General features: G+C 33.6%; 16 protein-coding genes. 4 read left to right on the top strand and 12 right to left on the bottom strand.

Annotation, left to right across the window (positions count from 1 at the left end):
* Positions 1-54: 54 nt before the first annotated feature.
* From ABD816_RS11850 to ABD816_RS11840, 3 genes are all read right to left on the bottom strand, one after another.
* Positions 55-2,271 (bottom strand): ricin-type beta-trefoil lectin domain protein, encoded by a 2,217-nt coding sequence (locus ABD816_RS11850; RefSeq protein ID WP_344927595.1) that lies wholly within the window; start codon positions 2,269-2,271, stop codon positions 55-57.
* A 284-nt stretch (positions 2,272-2,555) separates the two neighbouring features.
* Positions 2,556-5,180, bottom strand: a complete 2,625-nt coding sequence (locus ABD816_RS11845) for a beta-1,3-glucanase family protein (protein ID WP_344927593.1) — start codon at positions 5,178-5,180, stop codon at positions 2,556-2,558.
* A 912-nt stretch (positions 5,181-6,092) separates the two neighbouring features.
* Complete coding sequence (locus ABD816_RS11840) at positions 6,093-6,560, bottom strand: energy transducer TonB (protein ID WP_344927592.1); 468 nt, start codon at positions 6,558-6,560, stop codon at positions 6,093-6,095.
* 269 nt (positions 6,561-6,829) lie between these two features.
* On the opposite strand from ABD816_RS11840, the gene pfkA reads away from it, so the two are divergent.
* The 3 genes from pfkA to ABD816_RS11825 all read left to right on the top strand — a co-directional run bounded on the left by pfkA (position 6,830) and on the right by ABD816_RS11825 (position 9,818).
* Positions 6,830-7,816, top strand: a complete 987-nt coding sequence (pfkA, locus tag ABD816_RS11835; RefSeq protein WP_344927621.1) for a 6-phosphofructokinase — start codon at positions 6,830-6,832, stop codon at positions 7,814-7,816.
* A gap of 38 nt (positions 7,817-7,854) precedes the next feature.
* A complete protein-coding gene (gap, locus tag ABD816_RS11830) occupies positions 7,855-8,856 on the top strand; it encodes a type I glyceraldehyde-3-phosphate dehydrogenase (protein WP_344927590.1) in 1,002 nt (333 codons plus the stop codon).
* An 89-nt stretch (positions 8,857-8,945) separates the two neighbouring features.
* The gene (locus ABD816_RS11825) at positions 8,946-9,818 is read left to right on the top strand and encodes a BadF/BadG/BcrA/BcrD ATPase family protein (RefSeq protein ID WP_344927588.1); all 873 of its coding nucleotides are present in this window, start codon (positions 8,946-8,948) and stop codon (positions 9,816-9,818) included.
* On the opposite strand, the gene ABD816_RS11820 is transcribed toward ABD816_RS11825, so the two are convergent.
* The 3 genes from ABD816_RS11820 to ABD816_RS11810 all read right to left on the bottom strand — a co-directional run bounded on the left by ABD816_RS11820 (position 9,815) and on the right by ABD816_RS11810 (position 12,677).
* Positions 9,815-10,189 carry a hypothetical protein gene (locus tag ABD816_RS11820; protein WP_344927587.1) on the bottom strand — a complete coding sequence of 125 codons (375 nt, stop codon included), beginning with the start codon at positions 10,187-10,189 and terminating at the stop codon, positions 9,815-9,817. The two genes, ABD816_RS11825 and ABD816_RS11820, sit on opposite strands and share 4 nt — an antisense overlap.
* 77 nt (positions 10,190-10,266) lie before the next feature.
* Positions 10,267-12,081, bottom strand: coding sequence for an ATP-binding protein (locus ABD816_RS11815; protein WP_344927586.1), 1,815 nt, complete (start codon positions 12,079-12,081; stop codon positions 10,267-10,269).
* Between the two features lie 11 nt (positions 12,082-12,092).
* The gene (locus ABD816_RS11810) at positions 12,093-12,677 is read right to left on the bottom strand and encodes a DUF4202 domain-containing protein (RefSeq protein ID WP_344927584.1); all 585 of its coding nucleotides are present in this window, start codon (positions 12,675-12,677) and stop codon (positions 12,093-12,095) included.
* Positions 12,678-13,037: 360 nt separating this feature from the next.
* On the opposite strand from ABD816_RS11810, the gene ABD816_RS11805 reads away from it, so the two are divergent.
* Positions 13,038-15,065, top strand: coding sequence for an immunoglobulin-like domain-containing protein (locus ABD816_RS11805; RefSeq protein ID WP_344927583.1), 2,028 nt, complete (start codon positions 13,038-13,040; stop codon positions 15,063-15,065).
* A 276-nt stretch (positions 15,066-15,341) separates the two neighbouring features.
* On the opposite strand, the gene ABD816_RS11800 is transcribed toward ABD816_RS11805, so the two are convergent.
* The 6 genes from ABD816_RS11800 to nirD form a co-directional block, all read right to left on the bottom strand.
* Positions 15,342-16,160, bottom strand: coding sequence for a hypothetical protein (locus ABD816_RS11800; protein WP_344927581.1), 819 nt, complete (start codon positions 16,158-16,160; stop codon positions 15,342-15,344).
* Positions 16,161-16,205: 45 nt separating this feature from the next.
* Positions 16,206-17,549: a hypothetical protein gene (locus tag ABD816_RS11795; RefSeq protein ID WP_344927579.1), complete on the bottom strand. Its 1,344-nt coding sequence runs from the start codon at positions 17,547-17,549 to the stop codon at positions 16,206-16,208.
* A gap of 29 nt (positions 17,550-17,578) precedes the next feature.
* Entirely contained in the window at positions 17,579-19,246 is a 1,668-nt protein-coding gene (locus ABD816_RS11790) for a PAAR-like protein (protein WP_344927577.1), read from the bottom strand.
* Position 19,247: 1 nt separating this feature from the next.
* Positions 19,248-20,099 (bottom strand): hypothetical protein, encoded by an 852-nt coding sequence (locus ABD816_RS11785; protein WP_344927575.1) that lies wholly within the window; start codon positions 20,097-20,099, stop codon positions 19,248-19,250.
* A 2-nt stretch (positions 20,100-20,101) separates the two neighbouring features.
* A complete protein-coding gene (locus ABD816_RS11780; RefSeq protein ID WP_344927573.1) occupies positions 20,102-21,970 on the bottom strand; it encodes a type VI secretion system Vgr family protein in 1,869 nt (622 codons plus the stop codon).
* A 269-nt stretch (positions 21,971-22,239) separates the two neighbouring features.
* A complete protein-coding gene (gene nirD, locus ABD816_RS11775; protein WP_344927571.1) occupies positions 22,240-22,617 on the bottom strand; it encodes a nitrite reductase small subunit NirD in 378 nt (125 codons plus the stop codon).
* Positions 22,618-22,623: the final 6 nt, after the last annotated feature.

Below are 22,623 nucleotides of genomic sequence, written 5' to 3'. Positions count from 1 at the left end.
ACCCTGCATTTTTGATGCAGGGTGAAATAATTTTATGAACTGGATTTTAAATCATTATTTTAAAAAACGAAGTGTTTCAGTAGAGGCATCATCTTTAAATACTTTTAGGAAATAGATTCCTTTAGCAAAATTACTTATGTCCAGTGGAATATTATTTCCGGAAATCTCCTTTTTAGTCATTGATACTTTTCCTGTTGCATCGATGATTTCCATTTTTGCAAACGTTGATTCTTCAGGAAAAGAAACATAAAGAATATCTTGTGCAGGAACGGGGTAAATTTCAATAGATAAAGCTTCAGTTGTTGCTTTAGTATCATCCACGCTTTCAAGGTTTTTTGCTGTAGTAGTAGCGGTAAACTGCCATTGTTGATTCTGATTTGCACTATTAGAACTCCATAAATATACGTTTTGACGATTTGTACCACCTTGTCCACCATCAATAGAGAATCCAGGAGCATTTCGTTTTTCTAATCTATAAGTTCCGTTTCCTATATCTACTTTTCTCCAATGCTGATTTTGATTATTAGCACTACAAGTCCATAAATATACATTTTGACCATTACCACCACCATTACCACCATCAATACAGTAATTAGTGTTTTGTTTTTGATAGGAATAATATCCACTACCACGATCAATTTCTATCCATTGCTGATTCATATTATTAGCATCATAACTCCATAAGTACATATTTTGACCATTAGCACCTCCATTGTTTCCATCAATGCCAAAACCAGTTGCATTTCCTTTTCTCATTGTTACCACAATATCACTTTCGATAGTGTCACCATTAAAATTAGGAGTAGGAGACGATTGCGTTGAATTTGATTCCTGGGCACCAATATCTACCCTTGATGATTGTTTTCTGATACCACCATTTCTGTCTAACTCTCCTGATAAAATAGTAGTAGCTGGATTTCCTGTATTGGCAGCTCTTGAGCTATTTGATATATTCAACTCTCCACTAAAACCGGGGTCACCAAATTGAGAATTAGTATTGCCAGAAAGAGCACTGCCTGCAGAGATTACTAAATCTGTTCTGGTACCATCAGCTCTATAGAAGAGATTGTAATCCATAGTGAAATTTTCAACGACCTTATCTACTGCAGAAACAATACCTCTGGCATTAGCACCTATATAAACTATATTATTATAAAATTGATTGTTTTTACTGTTTTGAAGGAATACCTCATAATCATTAGAGGTGTTAGCAACCCCATTATTGTAGAAGGTATTATTCTTTATGACACAATTGTCTACAGAACTGGGACCAGCAGCTGTTCCTTCAGACAGGCTACTACCTAAAAACATTCCGGATTCATTATTATCTCTAAAGATATTGTTCATTACTGTAACACCAGATGCTGTTTTACCACCGCCAACTTCGCATCCAATAGAAATACCTGCGCCACTGGAACTGACAATATTTCGCTCGATAATTACATCTCTACATCCATCACAATAAATACCTGCAGAAGTGGCTATGGGTGACACAGCATTTGTAACAGTATTATTTCTAATACGACCATTTCTCGCTTGATTAAGTCCATCTGTAAGTTGCTGTCCGGTATCCGGATCAACTACCCAACTAAAATGACCTGCGACATCAATTCCTATATTAGTAACATCACCTATATAATTGTCTGCGATTAAAAATCCATCTACATTACCAATTAGTGTGATACTCTCACTGGTTCCTGTGATCATATTGGTTACAGAGTTCCCTGTAATATTGACGTTAGTTAAGCTACCTTCATTTTGATTGCCTATTACTAAGATTGCATGAGCACCTTCTGCATTTGCAGCAATAGCTGTTGATGAAGTTGTCCATCCTATATTGGTAAAAACACAATTTCTTATATTGATATTGTCTCCCTGGCCCTGAACCCATATACCCTTTGAAGTATTTCCAAAATTTTGACGAAATGTAATGTTCTCTACAGTTACATTCGTTGGATTAATCAACACTATTAAGGGAAAACCAAAACTGTTAACATCGGTGCTTCCCTCAAGAATGGCTCCGGTACCCCATTCGCCAATTGTAATATCGCTCTTATCTTGTAAATAAATGTTAGTAGATAGAGTAAACGTTCCATTTAATAAGACGGTATCACCAGGGGATGCGCTATTTAAACCAAAGGCGAGATTCATAGGAACGGCTTGGGTGCCTACACCAAAAGCTGCTTCTCCATCTGGAGTGACATAAATAGTTCTTGCGATCATGCTTATAGTGAATAAGCTACATAATAATGTGAATACTAATGTTTTCATTTTTGTGAGGTTTTTAATGAATATTTGTGTAATTAATTGGTAAACTGTCAATTATAATATAAAGATAGGTTTTTTATTATAAAAAAAATAAAAAGAAAGTTATTTTTTTTCAAAAGGTTGCTTTTTAAAATTTTAATGTTTCTTTTTGTTTCTATTTCGTTTTTAAATTTTGTATAGAATGATTTATATAAAAAAATAGGTAAATGAAAATGCATCATTTACCTATTTTTTTTAATTGCTTTTTGATTTTGAACTCTAATGAGTTCGATATTATAAATTCGTGTTTATTTCATGAACTTTATAATTTCTGCTGATTCCCCTTGTCTTCTCATAATTAGTAAGTACATTCCATTAGACAGTCTACCTGTGTTTATGGTAATATTGGTACTATCTATATTATATTCTGATAATACAGTTCTTCCATTAATATCTTTAATTTCCAGACTATGATATGCTTCATACTGCGGTATTGATATATTTAATTGATTGGTAACCGGAACAGGATAAATACTAACGATTTCCTTTTCGTTTATACTTTCAGAAGTTTTTGCTGACGTACTATAAATATCTAACCAATTAAGATTCCAACCTCCTTCTGGGGCATATAGACGAATGGTCTGTGACCCTGCGCTTAGCGTTACAGTTGTACTTATAGTATCCCAATTTTGCCATCCATTAGTTTCCGGAATATTAGTTGTTGCTAATATATTTCCATCAACTTGAAATTGAATAGCTCCGTCTCCAGGAATACTTGCAACCCTATAATCTACAGTATATGTTCCATCAGTTGGAATGTTTACAGTGTATTCCATCCAATCTGTAGCGTCTACATATCCTACATTTAATCCACCATTAGTATCTATGGTAGTCTCTGTTTGGATTCCGCTCATTGTGCTATAATCTTCTGCTTCAATATGAAAGGATGCAAGAGATGATGAGAATAGCACTTCTGTTAAAGTAAAGCGTTCCCAAGTATCTGCGGAAGCAGTGGTTACTTGTTTTAATTCTCCTAGATTATTCATCTGTAACCTTTGTAATTCGCTACCTAAGGTTGTCAGAAAATAGGTGTTATCGCCAGCAGGAATAAAACTCCATTTAGTCCAACTTCCTTTAGATGTAGTACGTTGCATATCAGTATATGCGCTGTTATTTGTTCGTATTCTTGGCTTTTCATCACCACCATTACAATCGATATAATAATGACCATTGGTAGGAGAAATCGTTATTTTCCACTCTACGTTTGCACCTGTAGTAGAGGTAGATGTGCTAAAAGGTTCTTCTCCACCATTAGCTCCAATTCTTAGGTTGTGATATGGATTATCGATATAATAACTTTTGGTTGGATCTGGGATGAATTCACCACCTGTCGTATCGGTATTTACTGTTAAGGTAAATATCTGAGTACTTTTTGTTCCGCAAGTATTCGTATATGTTGCTGTATAATTTCCTGATTGATTGGATTGAATATTTGTAAGAGAAACCTCTCTGGAAGATTCAGTAAATCCATTAGGTCCAGTCCAACTCCAAGATCCACCAGAGTTGGGTTGTGGTCCTAATTTGATTGTTTGTCCTGATGTAATTATCCCGTTTGATGTACTTACCCATCCTTCATTATTAGCATTTATATAGGGAGTAATTACAGTTGATGGACAAGAAGGAGCGCCACTAAAACCACCTATTGTTATTTTTACATTGTTTGGCACAGTAGTGTGTATGGTAGATGAAAAATCAAACACATCATCATAAGCAAATGCATAGGTTTCTCCTTCAAAACTAATATCGGTAGAATGCCAAAATTTTACATACTCATTAAAAGGAGTTTGTGTAAAAAACTCATTTTCATTAGACCATTCTACATTAGCTCCAACGGGTGCATTTACGTCAATTACACCACGATTAAACGCTGCACTAAAATGTTTCTGGATATTTTGATCAGCATGAATATCCGGAGTAGACAATACATCCTCTGCGAGTACTCCCTTTGCCTCTAGAATTTCCTGTGTATTGGGTCTGCCATTAATAATTCCTTCGACTCCGTCTTGATTGGTAAAAATAAATCGATCACCATATACACGTCCTTGCCATTGTCCGGCTTCACCTATACTCAGGTTTAAGTCTTCATTACTATAACGATCCCATACAGCATCAACATATTCTTCAAAATAATTACTTTGAGCACCACCTTCCTGAAAATCGGCTGTTTTAGATGGAGCCTCAATGATTCCTAATTCACGATCATAGCATCCCTGAAAAGCGCTGGGGACGCGGTTTTCCCAAGCAGCTAAAATTTCCTGGTGAGATTGTATTTCTCCTACTTTTTTATAAAATCCATCAGTACCCCATACTTCTAAGCCCATTGGGTATTGATAAGCATCTACACGAGTGGTATTGGTCCATAAGCCATAAGGACCATACGTTAACTCTATCATTTCAAATCGTATATCCTGATTAGGATCTGCATTATTAGCAAGGGCGGGAGCAGAGTAACCTCCATCTTCACCAAAGAAGTAAAGGTATAGCTGTTCTTCAAAAGCAATAAATATACGAACCGCATAAATCTGAGGAAGATCTATTGTGTTATTAGGGATTTCACTTAATCGTGTGAAGCAGTCTGCATATTTACCTTCTAATCCCGGTCCACCATTACCATTATATATAGGACCTTGTATGGTATTATCTGATTTTTGCATCGGATATAAGGTACTTGTTGAACAATCCATCCAGACATTTTCTCCATCATTTATTTTTCCTACTAATCCTATAAAAATTTCTGAATCTGCATACTCTGATGAGTTGATAATCTCATAAGGTAATGGCAATGATTGTGCATACGTTATGGAACTACCTATGATACAAAGAAACATTACGATACGTTTGATTAATAATTGATGCAAATAGGTCTTTTTCATAATATTCTGAATTCTGTTATTGGGTTATATCTATTTTATAATCAAATAGATAGGTGCTGATTGTAAAAGTTAGATTCTCGTATTCTAGCAATTTGTTAAACTCGAAAATACTATAAAACCTACTCTGTTATTATGGATACTAATTATATGGTGTGTTAAAAATAGAATTCGTTAGTATGTGGCTAGTATCCGATATCGTACTGGTTGACCAATTTGGGTTTAGTAATTATACATAATAGGAATATTCTAATTAACTAAACAGATAAGATGAATTGATTTTATTGAAGACCAATATCTTATACTTAATATTAGCTTGCATGTGCTGAATTATCAGCTTTATTAAGCTATAAAATGACCATAGTTATATAGTTTTACTGGTATAAAAACAATAATGAAACTAATTAAATTTATGTTTTCGATTGCTTTCATCTGTACACGGATCTCATGTGGATCTGATTATAATGGGCTTCTTGTGAAACAATAGCAGAAGAATTAGACACCATTGTAGTGGAAGCTTTTGGTAGCATTCAATGCGGGACCAAAGAGGATTGTCAAACTTTAAAAACAGCTATAGAAGCGCTAAGAGCGAGTGAATGCGTTGAGGAAGATGCTTATGCAGATGCTTATGATATGTTAACATAGGATTGTCTTCCTCCTGATGATATACCACCAGGAGAAGGGGAGCTTCCTACTGATGAAGGAAATTAAGAATTGATTTTTATATTTAATCAAGAGAATTTCCTTTGATTCTGTTCCGTGCATAATACTTAGAATCAAGATATTCAAACTCCATAAATCAGAATGAAAGGAATCTTGCTTCTTTGTTCAGATGGGTAAAATGATCTTGTTTCCGATACCTTTTACCCTTGAGTAAAAGTAGTTCATTAGGTTTTTTGAATAAAAATTATATCCTTAATTTTCTGAAAAGGTGATAGGAATAGAATAGGATACTTCGACAGCTTTACCTCTTTGTTTTCCTGGAATCATGTTAGGCAATAATTCTAAAATTCTCTTAGCTTCTTTTTCTAATTCCGGACTAGGACCTCTGGTCTTTACATCTTTTATTTTTCCTTCTTTAGTTATAATGAATTGACCATAAACACGTTTTTTACCTTCTTCTCCCAAAGTTTTTTCTAAATCGATAAGATGATCTTTAACGAATTTATGAATACTATCAGAAGTACAACGTTTGATTTCGCTGTTTGATGATCCATCACAACCTATAAATCGGGGAGCATCTTCGACTACAGCAAATGGAATAGGGTTAGTTCCTGGTTCTTCTTCTACACTAACTTCTTCTATTTCAATAATTCCTTCTTGTCCATAGATGTTTGATAATGTAATAAGGAATAGGTAAAGTATTTTCAAATTGTTTTTCATACGTGTTTAGCTTAGACTTATTATGCTAATTTTTTTCTTTACCGTATAAAAGTAAAAAAAATACTTGTGATAATGGAGTAATTAACCTTTTGGCTCATTTGATTCTTAGTTTATCACAATTTTTTTTGCCTATATCTTAAAATTACATTTGAATTTTTGTTAAAATACTATAAAATCTGTGAGTAATTGCCGTATTTATCAACCGAAAACGTTTTAGATTTTAAACAAATTAGGTTATTGTGATCAATAACGATAGCTTTGATATCTATATGGCTAAAAGGGTTAAAAATATTGCTGTGTTAACATCCGGAGGAGATGCTCCGGGAATGAATGCAGCTATCCGTGCGGTAGTTCGTGCTTGTAGTTACTATGAAGTAAATTGTTTTGGTGTTTATAAGGGCTACGAAGGCCTTATCGATAACGATTTTACACAATTAAATGCACGTTCAGTACGAAATATAATCAATAAAGGAGGTACTTTTTTAAAATCAGCTCGTTCTAAAGAGTTTCGTACTAAAGATGGTAGACAAAAAGCATATGTTAATTTAAAAGAAAATAGTATTGATGCTCTTATTGTTATAGGAGGAGATGGTAGTTTTACCGGCGCATTAAAATTATCAGAAGAATTTGATTTTCCTGTTGTAGGGATTCCGGGAACTATTGATAATGATATTAATGGCACCGATTATACTATTGGATATGATACTGCATTAAATACTGTAGTAGAAGCTATTGATAAAATAAGAGATACGGCAAGTTCACATAACCGTTTATTTCTCATTGAGGTTATGGGTAGAGATGCTGGTGATATTGCATTGAATTCTGGTATTGGAGCAGGGGCTGAAGAAATTTTAATACCTGAAGAAGATATGGGGGTAGACCGATTGATCGATTCTCTTAAGAAAAGTGAAAAATCAGGTAAGACCTCCAGTATAATTGTGGTAGCAGAAGGTGATAAATCCGGTAAAAATATTTTTGAATTAGGAGAATATGTTAAAGAAAAGCTGGATGGGTATGATGTTAGGGTATCCGTACTAGGACATATCCAGCGAGGAGGTTCTCCTAGCTGTTTTGATAGGGTGTTAGCGAGTAAATTAGGCGTTGGTGCTGTCGAAGCTTTGCTAGAGGGATTACAAGATGTAATGATTGGTATTGTACATAAAAATGTAACGACTGTACCGCTCAAAACTGCATTGTCAAAAAGAATACATAAACACGATAGATTAATTAAAGTTGCTGATATCACATCAGTATAAACAAGAATTTTTAAATTAAAACAAATAAATTATAACATATGAGTGCGTTAAAAATTGGAATTAACGGTTTTGGTAGAATTGGTAGAATTGCTTTTAGAATTGCTTCTGAACGTGATAATGTAGAAATAGTTGCTATCAATGATTTGCTAGATGTAGAGCATCTTGCATATTTATTGGAGTATGATTCGGTTCACGGAAAATTTAATGGAACGATTGAAGTAAAAGATGGAAGTCTTGTTGTAAATGGAAAAAAAATCCGTATCACTGCAGAGCGTAATCCTGAAGATCTTAAATGGGACGCAGTTGGTGTTGATGTGGTAATGGACTGTACTGGTATCTTTACTACATTGGACAAGGCAGATGCACACTTAAAAGCAGGAGCTAAAAAAGTTGTAATCTCTGCACCATCTGCAGATGCTCCTATGTTTGTTATGGGAGTTAATCACACACAAGCTAAACCATCTGATACCATAGTTTCTAATGCATCTTGTACTACAAACTGTTTAGCACCTTTAGCTAAAGTTATTAATGATAATTTTGGAATTGTAGAAGGATTAATGACAACAGTACATGCAGCTACAGCTACACAGGCTATTGTAGATGCTCCGTCTAAAAAGAATTATAGAGGAGGTCGTTCTGCATTATTAAATATTATTCCAGCTTCTACAGGAGCTGCAAAAGCAGTAGGAAAAGTAATTCCAGAATTAAATGGTAAGCTTACAGGGATGGCGTTTAGAGTTCCTACAGCAGACGTTTCTGTAGTGGATCTGACAGTAAGAACTGAAAAATCTGTGTCTTATGAAGATCTTAAGGCTGTGATTAAAAAAGCTTCAGAAAATGAACTAAAAGGAGTACTTGCTTATACAGATGAAGATGTAGTTTCTCAAGATTTTGTAGGAGAGACAAATACGTCCACTTTTGATGCAGATGCAAGTATCGCTCTTAATGATAACTTCTTTAAGCTGGTTTCTTGGTATGATAATGAATATGGATATTCTTCTAAGTTAGTTGATTTATCATCATATGTAGGTAATCTATAAGTGATTTATAAAAAACAGCCCCGATCTATTAAGTTTTCGGGGCTTTTATTTCTTTTTATAGTAATGCAAGAATTTTAAACAATCTTTATATGATATTAATAGCAGACGGTGGTTCTACAAAATGTGATTGGATCCTTCTCAACGATGTAGGAGAAGTAGTATTTAAAACACGCACAGAAGGTTTAAATCCTGCAGTATTTGGTAAAAATTTACTAGAGGAAAGGCTACGTGCTAATGCAGAATTAGCGTCGAGTATTGATATTATTGAAGCTGTTCATTTTTATGGTGCAGGTTGTGGCACAGATAAGCCCACAGCAATGCTGAAGAAAATTTTTGAAGATTTTTTTGTAAAAGCAACTGAGGTTATAGTTAAGGAAGATATGGTTGCAGCTGTATATGCTGCCACTACAGAACCAGGCATCGTTTGTATTTTGGGTACAGGTTCTAATAGTTGCTATTTTGATGGTGATGAAATAAAAATGCGAGTAGATTCTTTAGGATATATTCTCATGGATGAGGCTAGTGGTAACTATTTTGGTAAAAGATTGATACGTGATTATTATTATAAAAGAATGCCACCACCAGTAGCAGCCGAGTTTGAAAAACGTTTTGATCTTTCTTCTGATACGATTAAAGAAAATTTATACAAAAAAGAGAATCCTAATACTTATTTAGCATCTTTTGCTGAATTCATTTTTACAAGTGAACGTAACGGATACTTCTATAAAATTATTACAGAAGGAATTCAAGAGTTTGTAGAAACTCGTGTGTTGTGTTTTCCAGAAGCTCAGAATGTTCCGGTGCATTTTATTGGATCAATAGCTCATTTTAGTGAAGATATAATTAGAGCTGCAGTATGGCCTTATCACCTAACCGTAGGTAATATTGTAAGAAGACCAATAGATGGTATCATCGATTATTATAGAAATGATGTTATTAAAAATAGAATGAATAATGTTTAATGATAATGTTCTAAGATAATAAACTCTTTTCCTTTTATCATTTTCCATAAGCTGGCTACAAAGAAATATTCACCCTTAAACTCTTCATAGTCACACCCTACAAAATAGTCATCTTCATCCTTAGTGATTTTTTCACAGATGTGATTTTTTATTTTTGAATCCCAAAACGTGAAACTCTCTTCCTTTTGTATCCATTCAATACGATCTCTTTCAGAAATGATACCTAGTTGAGTGTTATCGTTTTCTACCAACTCCTGTACTTCAATTTCTGTAAGATGTTTAATAAACTCTTTACTGATAACCTCTTTTTTCCATATTTCCTGAGAGGCCCAATCAATAGTATACATAGTTTTTTGTTTATTTTTTTTCATTAGGGTTATGTTCATATTTCTTAAAGAGGCTCGGTAATATAAATATAAGACGAGTATTCCAGATTCGTTATTGATGACTATTCGATAACGTAATTAAGTGTAATTCTAGTACCTTGACCGATAACTGAACTAATAAAGATTCTACCGTTGATATAATTCATGCGTTCTTTCATAAAAAAGAGTCCCATACCACCTTCTGCATTATTTTTGGGTTTGGTTGGGATCTTATCCAGATCGAATCCTTTACCATCATCATCAATAGTTATACTAAGCATAGATTCTGAGTTTTTTATGGTTATAATTATTGTCTCAGACTGCGCATACTTGATAGCATTATTAATAGCTTCCTGAGTTACGCGGTAAAGATTGGTTTCTACAAGAGATTCAAATCGTAATTCAGGATCAGATGTGTTTTCGAAAATAATATTCTTACCTGTTAATTTAGAAAGTTCCCTTGTCATTTTTTGCAATGCAGTACTTATTCCATAATCTTTTAACTCAGGAGGTGTAAGATTAAAGGTTGCAACTCTAATGCCTACAATAAGATCTTTAGATAGTTTTTTGAGTCCGGCTATTTTTTGATTTGTTTTTTCAATATTTTCTGTATTAATAGACTCAATATTAAATTTTAGTGCGGTAAGCATTTGACCAATACTATCGTGAATTTCTTTTGCTATTCGTTTACGTTCTTCTTCTTGAGCTTCTACAATCTGACTAGCATTAGATTTTTGTAACTCTTCTTTCTCTTGATATTTTACTTCGTTTAATCTTTCCACTTCTTCTTGAGCTTCTTTACGCTTAGAAATATCAGAGCAAAGCACAAGTCGCTCGCTATTTCCGGATTCTTTAAAAACACTTAGGATAGAAATGTCTAGCCATATTTTTTGACCAGATGCGGTTATAAAATCAAATTCCTCATTAAAAACCCCACCTTTATTTTGTGCAATTAGTTGTAGTAACCGGTTTTTTTGAACTTCTCCTAATTGCATTAATTCAGCAAGATTTTTTTGATTAACTCCGTGATCAGATTGTAATAATTTGCTAAATCGTTGACCTAGGCTTTGAATAACACCCTGTTCATCTACTCTTGCATACAATAGCGTTTGATCCAGCGCTTTAGTAAGTGCTATGAGTTCTTGAACATTTTTATTCTGAATTTTCCTGAATTTTTCGGCATTAGCAGCCATTGTAGTAGCTTCTTTTCTAGATATTAAAAGATTGGATATTGTTTTTTTGATGCTAAGCGCAACCGGTCTAAAAAGAAGAAAGAATTCAAAAATTAGAATGATTGTAATTAAGCCGAATAAAATATATTCAATTTTTTTAAGACGTGATACTTTTTCTTTTGCTTCTTTTTCATATCGAAAAACAATCGCATCCATTTGTTTTAGAAATAGGGGTTCATTAAAAATAACCGTATTGAGATGTGATTTAAGAAGTTCTGAGTCTATAGTATCCTTTTTTGCAAGCGCCAATATGTGTGTGCTATTTTCATATATAGTTTCAAAATAAGGTTGCAGTACCAGAAACATTTTTTTTATCTCTGTGCTATCATTTTTTCCTTTAGGAATAGAGTTATTATAAAGCTTTAGTTTTTCGTGTGATTCTTTCCAAAGATCAATGGTTGTGCTTAATTCTTTTATATATTGCTCTTTTAATGTGTGATTTTGAAGATACGAAAGGAGTAGTATTTCTTTTGATAACTTCTGACTGAGCATACGTTGCCTACCAGAAATATTTATAATTTCAGAGTCATCAATTTGAGAATTCAGATACCTTTGAATAAAAAATTGCCCACCAAAACTAAATAATGCAATCGCTCCCAGTGCAATGATATACATCTTACTGAGTCGATTGAATGTCTGGTGGTCTAATGATTCTCGTTTATTCAAAGGGAAGTGTGTTATGCGAGTGCTCGTTGTATTAGAGCAAGCCCTGTTTCTGAGTATGTTAATTCTAAAGCTGCTTCATGTCCTTCTTTTGACATCTTTTTCCAGGTCTTTTGTAAAATATCTATTACTTTTTCTTCAGGATGCTTTTCTAAAAAATCTTCGTAATAAAACTGGAGAAAAACAAGACAAATTACATCTTCTAATGTTTGGGTGCCATCATCTTTCTTTAGTTTTTTCTTCTGTATTAAAAAAGACACTCTTTCTATAGTTTCTGTATCATAACCAACTTCTGTAAGGATTTCTGAAGCTTTTGCTGCATGAAACTTTTTTAATTCTGCTCTCCACGTTAAATAACCAATACGATCCATTGCATAACTGTCTCTTGGTATTTCCCATCGGCAAATGTGTTGTGAACGTGCAGCGAGTTGCAAAGCTACAGATGCATTTGGAGCAAAATTGCCCAATGTTTCAGTCATTCGCAGACTATAGATTAATTCTTTGGCAATTGATTTATCAGCTACATTTTCTTTATTAGGGTCTAACGCATTGGCTTGGTCAAAAAGGAGAAATGCTTTGGCTAATTTTTCTGTTGACATAGGATGTATGGTTTATGGCAAAGTTAATAGAAACTATAGAATAATATAACTGAAACTAAAAGTAATGTTGCTCAAAATAATTCTACATAACAAGCTTAGCTTTTTTTCTTGTAGACTCTATCTTATATATAATTGATGTTAAGAATTGTGAATGACAGAAGTCATCAGAATTAGAACATTCATCCATAAATTCCTTTCGTTTGCCCACTGCTCCCTTAAAATAGGTTATTAAATCTGTTTATTTATAACGAATAGTCATTTTTAAACTCTTAGAACCAATAATTTTTATGGTAAGTATTGCTATTTCATTAGCTATAAGCTGGCAAAAACGACTGGATTTAAATTATTCTTAATAAGCTTATGAAAAAACACAACAAATTTATTTTAGGAGTTTTATTACTAGTAACATTATTGATTGCTTGTTCTAAAGAAATATCAGATGATGTAATAGAAATTTTTACTATTGAGACAAGTGAAACCATAGTTGATTCTTTTTTAGAGATACCTAAAGCTATAGAACTGACCATTGCTGCAGATAAAGCATTTGTGATAGGAGACTTTGATTTAAAATATGAAATCACAAACGGAAGTGGAACAGTTACTATTGGAGATACTGAGACCTTTGAAGAGAATACTTATATTAGATTAGAAAGTTTAGTCAATAAAATTTACTATAAAGGTGCTTCATCTGGGAGTAATACTATATTAGTTACCATCAAGGATAGAAATGACAGAGAGGTAACTATCGAATTGACATACAATGTAGAAGATCCAGGATTTAATTTTAAAGTGATTCCTACTCCGGTATCAGGATATATAGGAGGTACGATTGCATTAGATATTGACATGACAATAACTAGCGCAAGTAATAATATTACTTATGAAACTAAATATAGCGTATCTGGTGCTACCGATATAACAGGTTTGGGTATCGTACTTATTGATGGAGAAGCACTAGCTACAGATACATACGTAACTACACCAGCTGAAGATTTTTCTTGGCAATTTGCGGGTGAACGTTTAGGACCTGTAAAAATGATTTTTACTGTCAAGAACAACTTGGGAGTAGAAATACATAAGGATGTAGAAATTGCAGTGACAGAAACTCCAGACTTCACGTTTAAAGCGAATGCTATGGCTTCAACAGCACTAATTAATGAAGGTGTTACTATTGATTTTATTATTACAGAAACGGTAGGAGCATCCACATATATTATGAATTATATAACCTCAAATGAGGGTAGTTTAGAATACAATGGTATTGTGTATGAACCCGGAGATGACATTGAGATAGAAGCGGGCCAGACGACCGGTAATTATACCGGTATTGATATCGCAGAACATACAATAGAATTTGCTGTGATTAATATCAATACTATACCAGTTCAGAACAACGCCACGGTTAATCTAAATTATAAAGAACCTGATTTTGAAGCTCCTGTAATTGAATTAAATGGAAATAGTGAAATCATTATAAATGCAGGAGAAGCATTTATTGATCCTGGAGTTACAGTTTCTGATAACATCGATGCTGTTGAAGATTTAGTAATTTCTATAGATGGCACAGTTGATATAAATAGCCCTAAAACTTATAGTATTAAATATACAGTAGCAGATACTTCTGAGAATGAAGCATCTGTTACAAGAACAGTGATTGTTGTAGATAAAGAACTTCCCGTTATAACTATAGCCGGAGATGATCCGTTAGTGTTTAAAATAGGAAGTACGCTACAATATCCTAATGCAACTGCGATTGACAATGTAGATGGTAATCTAACGGATGCTATTATTGTGACAGATTCTGTTGATCAAGATAAAATTGGTGAATATAGTATTACATACACCGTTACTGATTCTTCAATGAATATAGGAACGGCTATAAGAAAAGTTATCGTTATACGAGATAATCCACCAATAATTACATTAAAAAATGGTCCTTCTGTATTTAATGCAGTTAGAGGTGGGGTATATGTTGATCCAGGAGCTACAGCTACGGATGATCTCGATGGCGATATTACGTCTCAGATAAAAGTTAATAATGAAGTTAAACTAACTACTCCTGGTGACTACAAAGTAACCTATACAGTTACGGACTCCTATGATCAGACGGTTAGCAAGGTTAGAAATATCGAGATTAATGACACGGAGAAGCCAGTAGTTACATTGTCATCAATAGGATTTCAAATCAAAAAAGGTAGTGTTTATGTAGATCCAGGAGGAACAGTGACCGATAATGTAGATAATTTTACATTTGATGATGTGGAAATATTAGGACTACAAGACTTAGATACAAATACCCCTGGACTTTACACATTAGATTATATTATTGAAGATACTGCTGGTAATATTTCAGATTTAGAAATAAGGTTGATCACTGTTGTAGAATAGACAACACTTCTTTCTTAACAATTCCAATTAAAAAGGTAATGCTTAAAAATATAGAATTTTAAAGGTCGTAATGTAGCCTTGATCGCCATAATCATTATAGATACTTTTAAATTAGCGACTGATTTTAATCAATAGAATCCTCATGGCTCTGCCTATAGTGTAGCACAAAGAATCAGGATATGTAGACGTATGAACCAAGAAGAAAGCCAGTCTTGTTTCTAAAACTATGTACCCTTGGGTTGAGGCAGTTCATAAAAAGAGTTTCTTAGTAATAATTTAAATACTAAAAAAGCTATTGTCATCTGATTTTTTAGGTGTTGCTATTTTTGGTTCTGATTGAAGAGGTGTTTTAGAAGTTTCTTTTTTAGCACCTACTATTTTTTCTGCGTTAGTAGAACTAGCAATCTTTGTTTTAGGTGGTTCAGGGGTATTTTCCTTTTTGACAGGAGTTTGAGTTGCTGTTTTGGAGATAAGAGGGATATCTTCTTTAGGTGTTGTTTCTTTTTTAAACTCTTGTAATGGAGAGGTTTTTGGTTTGTTTTGCTCAAAAACAGGAAGAACCGGAGTCGATTTCGTAGGTTCTTTTGTAATAGTAGGCTTTTCTCCTACGACAAAAGAATGCTGTGGCTTTTTTTTCTGAGTTTCTTTTTGTTTTAGTACCTCTGATTGCATAGATAGAGTTGGAGTAGGTTTGTACAGATCAGGATCTTCACCTCTAAGCATCATGTCATCTTCTTTTTTAAATGCTAACATTTCATCTAGGGTGAAATGGCGAATAGGAACTTCTATAAATCCCGGGATATCATCAATATGCCCTTTTTTAAACAGTTCTTTGATAATAGCAATGCATTGCTCTTTTGTTGCGTAGCATTGTTTATGGATTTTGTTTTGTTCTATGGGATGGTCTATTTTCCATTCTTCTGGACCATTAGGATTGATCATCAGTAAATAATGTGATTTTAATCGATCATATATTTTGATTTGAGAATCACGATGATTCGATAATATATTAATAATATCTAGAATAAATTCTAAATCTATTCTTTCATCCAATATATTGATGTTGTTTACTGCATCGTTCACAAATACTTTCATTTTCAAGAAATCGTTTAATTACTATAATTTTAAAAAGAATTTGTTTTAAAAAGTAAAATTTGTTTTTTCTGCTGCCTCTTTCAAAAAATTAATCGTTGATTGTTCAATTGTATCAAACATTTTTTGAAACTTATCAAAATTATCTATCATTTCATTAAAAGAATGAACTCTTGTATTTAAATATAGACCATAGCTGCTGTCTTTTAAGAGATGTGGTAATGCATTAAAATCATTTAGTTGATCTTGAATCTCAAGGCGTCTTTCATTAAAAATTGAACTTCCCGGAAGCATTCCCATTTCAATTTCCAACCAGTTTTCAAATAATTGCTTTCTTTTATCTTTGGTGCGATGAATATAACGAATTGCTATTTCATATTCATTTTTAAAAAATTTGTGGATATATTTGCTGCCTTCCCAATTTTTAATCAATAAATTAGCAAAATCTTGTAGACGACTTAAAGCAAATCCATGTAGGCTTCTTTTTTTCATTATATCTTTTACGTCACTAATAGCAGATCTAATTTCTTCCATCTTTTTAAGGTATGCTTTGAATTCATTTTTAGTAACCAGATTGTCATAGAAAAGGTCGGGAATTAATTCTTTGCTTCTTAAAAAGGATATAATTTCTTCACCTCCTTTAAGATGATCCCTCTTGAATATCTTCAATTCTTCTTTATCAGCTCGAAAATTTCTATCTTGCATTTCATAATCAGTATTTAAAAGTTCTGGTAAAATATTTACTTCGCAAAAGTACTTTAGGAAATAATCGATTTCTATAGGGTCACTTTCTGCGACAATAATTTCATTCACTTTCTTTCTTGATCTCCTAGATTCTTCTGAAACTTCTTTATATTTATTTAACTTTTGACCATAAAATAAAGCATGAGATGTTCTCTTTAATTTGAATTTGAATTTAGAGTAATAAGATACGTCAGATCCATTTCGTAAATATTCAGCATAAACTCTAACCTTCTGCTTATTAGATTCTTTGTATTCGTCACCCCAATAAAGATTAATCGTAATGTTCCCTTTTTTAATAATTATTATATGATCACTTGATTTGATTCTAATACCATCCACTTCTACATCAAAGGCAGCTCTAATTTCTTCCTCTTTTTCTTCAAACCAAGAAAGTTTTGGTGCTACTGGTTGGATTGATCTTAATTCCGTAATAGTCTCATCTAAAGAAGAACTATTTTGTTGAATAGCCCCCTTTATTATAATTTCTTTATAATTCCCTATTTTTTTATCAGGATCGTCTATCCTATATATATAAAAAGTACAGTTATCTGTAGGGAAATTTTTTAAGTCGCAATAAAGAAAAGCAATCTTACCTACTTCTAAATAGGTTGGATTTGGAGATTCTATTAGATTGTGAATATTTAGCATAAGTTGGATTAAATTTCAAATCAAAATTATTATATAGTTTGAGGACTTCCCCAATAAGCTTTTAGACTAGGCTCTTTGTCACTTCTTGATAAGGCTCCACCTTTTGCATCGCCATCCTTGTTTTTGTTACTATCATCCTCCTCATCCTTTTTGTTTTTCTCTTGTTTTGCTTTTACCATAGTAACCACATCCCCGGGAGGTAAACCATCTACGATAAAACTCATCCCATCCAACGAAACATTTAAAAGCCCAAGATTGGCTCCTGCTTTCTTAGCAGCTTCACCATAAGCACCGGTAATTTTATCAGTATATTTGGTTTTTAAGCCATCTATAAAATCATCGTAGTTATCCATTCTACCCAACCATTTCTCGGCTTTATCCATATCTTTTTGTAAATCGCCGGACTTTTGCTGTAATTCATCAATTTCCTTCTGCGCTTTATCGTACCCCAGTTCTTTTAGTTCTTCATCTAATTCGTTTTGGATGGTAGCATTTAAAGTAGCTTTAGACGTATTTATTTTATTGTCAACATAATTTTGTGCTTCGTCCTTGGCTTTATTTGTTAATAAATCAGATACTTCTCCATCTCCGGGAATGGGAATAGGTCCTGCTTGTGATGGAATGTATAAACTGTATAATAAGGATAACGCTTCTTTGCTGTCATCTCCATTATCAAAAGTGGCATCTTTATTAATGGTTGTAATCTGCTCGGTCATACTACCATATTCTGCAGCGGCGATGTTATCAAGATTTGCTTGTTCTTGCTTTTTTTGATCTAACCAGTTTTCTAAAGGACCTTTATCAGAAAGTGTAGGAATAGTAAAGTCTCCACTAGAATTCCCATCCAAATTAATAAGGCTAGCCGAATTGATTTCATTATTAAAATACCCTTCTAGCTCACTGGTAGAATCCATAATTCCTTGCTGTAGCACCAGCGCTTCTTCAGTAGATAGTTCTGATCCAAATATTCCCATATCTTCTAACGAAGGAACCTCTATACCATTGATGGTGTCAGAAATTTTAGATTTAATTTCGGGAACTTTTTGTTCTAACGATGCTAATTGAGTATCTAATTGTTCTTTAGAAAGATTTGCTTGCTCTAATGCTCCCGTTGCTCCGGTGATCATATTTTGCATCGTAGGATTATCAAATAGCTGTCCTATGGGTCGCATTCCTTCTATCATACCGCCTACTTCTGAGGCGATACCATCCGTTACTTTTTTTGCCATGTCAGCAACCTTATTGACCATGCCATTTATTTTAGCTTTTGCCTGATCAACAATATTAGGTTTTTTAGGTCCCATAATTGCGGATTGCGCTGTAGGAGGTGCAAAGGTTACGATACCACCGCCCAGAGTACAAGTGAATTCACTGTGCTCAACCAAGGGAGTAAATTTTTCAGTATTTACGGTTTCTTCTGCAATATCAAGCCATCCCGTTAACGCAGGGACACATTTACTAATCATAGGATTATCACATGTCGAAAATGGTGGAATATTAACCATAGGCACCATATCTATCTTGGTAACCATTGGTTTGCCATCTATGGTCACTGTTTTGGTCGTTGACTTCATAGAAATCAATTCTTTACCAGCTTTGCACTTATCACATTTGATCTGAAACCCTTCATAAGAAATGCGTTTCTCTACCATTGCTGGTTCTTCTGCTTCTGGAGATGATGTAGGTTGCTGTGACATATTAGTTCGCTTTTAATTTACTGATCTGTCTGTAACTATAAACTCCCGGGATTTCTACATTCATTAGCAAGGTAGCAGCTGCTATCGTGTGATCCTTATTTAAATCATAGGCTTCAAAAGAATTAAGATCTATTTTTATATTGTACTTATGGACATCAAAAAGAGTACTCATTAATGCTGTAGCTTTGTTTTCATCAAATCGGGCTGTATCAAGTGAGCCAGCTCTTGCTAATTGATACCCATTTGTATTTTGATTAATGGCAGTTATTTTTGTGTTTATTTTAAAGGGCAGGGCAGTGGTATCAAAAAAATCATACCATACCCGCTGTTGATCAACAGATGCTGTTGTTACTAAATTATGATCATATATCGGAGGAAATAGTAATGTAGCCACTTCTGATTTTTTTACCAGATTCAAAAATTCAAAATGATCATTGATCATAGCATCTACACCTACAATAAAATCATCAATAGTATCTAATTCATCTTTATAAGCTTTTTTAAAAGACGCTTTTTGATCATACCACTGTTCAGAGATTTGTCCACAATTAATGATGGAGGTAATTTCTCCATGCACATCTGTATATAGGATTAATTTATTTTGTAATTGGTTGAGTTGATCTTCAATACCAAAAACACCTTCTTTATTACTTTGTTCTCGTTCTAATACTTCCACAGAAAAAAGAAATCCCATCTGATCTTTTTTAATATATGTTTTCTTAATTTTTAACTGAATTCTGTTCTCTACTGGTTCTTCTGGAGATTTTATATACCTGAAGGTATCAATGTTATATATAATCGAATCTTCATTAGTAGGAATAAAAATATCTTTATGCTGTACTTCGATCGCCATATTTAGTTGATATTTACTTTACCTCCCAAAACTTTAACCCTTGCTCCGTTTAAAAGACTACTGGCAGCACCTGTCAAGTTTAAAACTCCGACAGTAATCACTGTTAAAATAGTTCCACTCTGTATATTGGTCATTACAGACCCTGTAATCGATACTCGTTTACCAAATACAGAAACACTTTTTGACCCTTTTATAGATGTTTTGGCACTGGCACTTGCTTTTAGATCATTACCTGCATCCATACTTAGGTTGGCACCTGCTTTAGCACTAATATCCGTTGCGGCTGTAGATGTAATATTATTTCCTGCATTTACCGTAAGATCATTACTGGCTTCTATGGCAATATCGGTAGAGGAGAAGGTGATTTTATTAGGTGCATTGATAGTAATTTCACCATTGCCACCCATCACAATGGTATTGCCGCTGGGGTCTGCAATTGTAACACTACCATCTGCATCATTCAGAGTAACTTGATTGCCACTTCTGGTCTTGATTGCTTTCAGATGATTATTACCACTCTTAAAACTTTCTGGTATAGAGGATGCATTAGTAACACTACCCTGTACAATAGGAGCTTCTGCATTGTCACCTTCATGGCTTATGATCACTTCATCTCCTTTTTCCGGAACAAAATACATTCCTTGCCCTGGCCCTCCGGCAAGACTGGCTTGTCTGATCCATGGAGAAGTCTCTCCGGTTTCTTTTTGCCAGGCATATTGTATTTTTACACGCCCCATGCCTTCTGGGTCTACATTATCTACTACCACGGCAGTCTGTGATTTACTTTTTGGAAATGCCTTAAGCGAAGTTTTAGGATACACTTCTGTATCTGCTGTTATCCCTTCAAAAATATTTTCGTATCTGCCATTTTCACTGCACTGATGCGATATTTTAGTAATTCTGTATCCTCCATATGAGGAGGTTTCTCCTTCTATTTGTACCACACTACCTATTGCAATAGAGGGATTACTGCTTTTTCCTTTAACTTTTACCTGATTTACCTCATTTGCCTGTTTTAACATAGCGGCCTGATCATCAATTCTGGATTTCATTTGAGGATCATCATGAGCGCTAACAAAAACCTGTGTTTCTTTTTGGTAAATTTGATTACTCTTTTGATTTACTACCGCAGCAAATCCATTGATGTTAGAAGACACTTCTTTAGTCTTTACCTCATGAAAAGAATCATTAAGGTAATCATTGGTGAAATATTTAAAGCTGTTAGGAATGGCTTCTAAATTCATAGAGAGTTCTAACAGATCATATCCATATCGTAAAGTGACTGGGTCTTTGCTTTCTGGTTTACCAAAAACTAATTTTTTTCCATTGTAATAGAACCATTCTCCATACTGCGCTGCTAATCTACTGGCATAAGCAAACGAACTTTCTTCTTGTTGTACCGTATAATGTATAGGTGTCAGTTTTTTAGGTGAAAATTGAAACTGTAATACTCCTTTATCATAGCCTGTAAATGTTCTTTCTAAAATTTCTGATATTGCAAGATCTTGATGAGAAGTATAATGTGGCCCGTCATCTGCAATAATACTACAGCTTTTTCCTATGATATGGATCAAATCTCCGGTTTTGTGATAAAAACCCTTGACGGTATTTACATTTGTTACAATCCCTTTGAATTCTAGTATTTCGTCATCAGAGAAACTATTAAGGGATTGAATTTTTATAATAAAAATCTCTCCCAGAAAATTAACACTGTTGCCTGATATATCATCAGAATTAACATCTAATACATCCTTTCTACAGACAAGCTCAAAATTATGATGTGCATCGATTTCCTGATGTAAGGATAAACTATGAAAAGCAGGGATTTGCTCACTGCCGATATATATCTGTATGTTTGTATCCGTTGCCATAGAACGTAGATTTATGAATTAGTTTATTAAGTATATAAGCTATGTATAAGCTACTTAATAAACTAAATAAACTAAAAATTAACGTTTTATATTAAGGAAAGTGGATGAAGGGGGATTATTTGTGGATGAATGTCGGGAAATGAGAACCAGTTAGTACCACATTAGTATATATAAAAAATCATGCTACCAGGATAGGATAGCATGATTATATTTCCAAAAGTGATTTTAATATATCGTAAAAAGAATGATATTTATTCGGGATGAATATACTATTCAGAAAAACCAATATAAACAATATCACCCTCTATTCTTACAGGATATGTTGCTATTGGAGCAATATCTCCATTTAGATTTTCACCGCTTTCTAATGAAAATGTTTTTTTATGTAATGGACAAGCGACTTTAGGTACTCCTGCTTGATCTCCAATCATACCTCTACTCAGAACCATCTCCATTTTGTGAGGACATACATTTTGGCAGGCGTACCAAGTATTCTTTCTTTCAAAATTAAATACGGCAATTTGCTTTTCCTTGTATTTAACGCACGCACCGCCATTTTTTGGAAAATCACTCACTTTTGCTGCTTTAAACCAAACGGTTACTTCTTCTATTGATGTGCTTTTATATATATCCAAAATCTCATTCATTATTAC

This window comes from Aquimarina addita, assembly GCF_039539305.1.
GTDB lineage: Bacteria > Bacteroidota > Bacteroidia > Flavobacteriales > Flavobacteriaceae > Aquimarina > Aquimarina addita.
The sequence above is the reverse complement of the archived record's forward strand: the minus strand, read 5'-3'. Positions and strand labels throughout refer to the sequence as shown.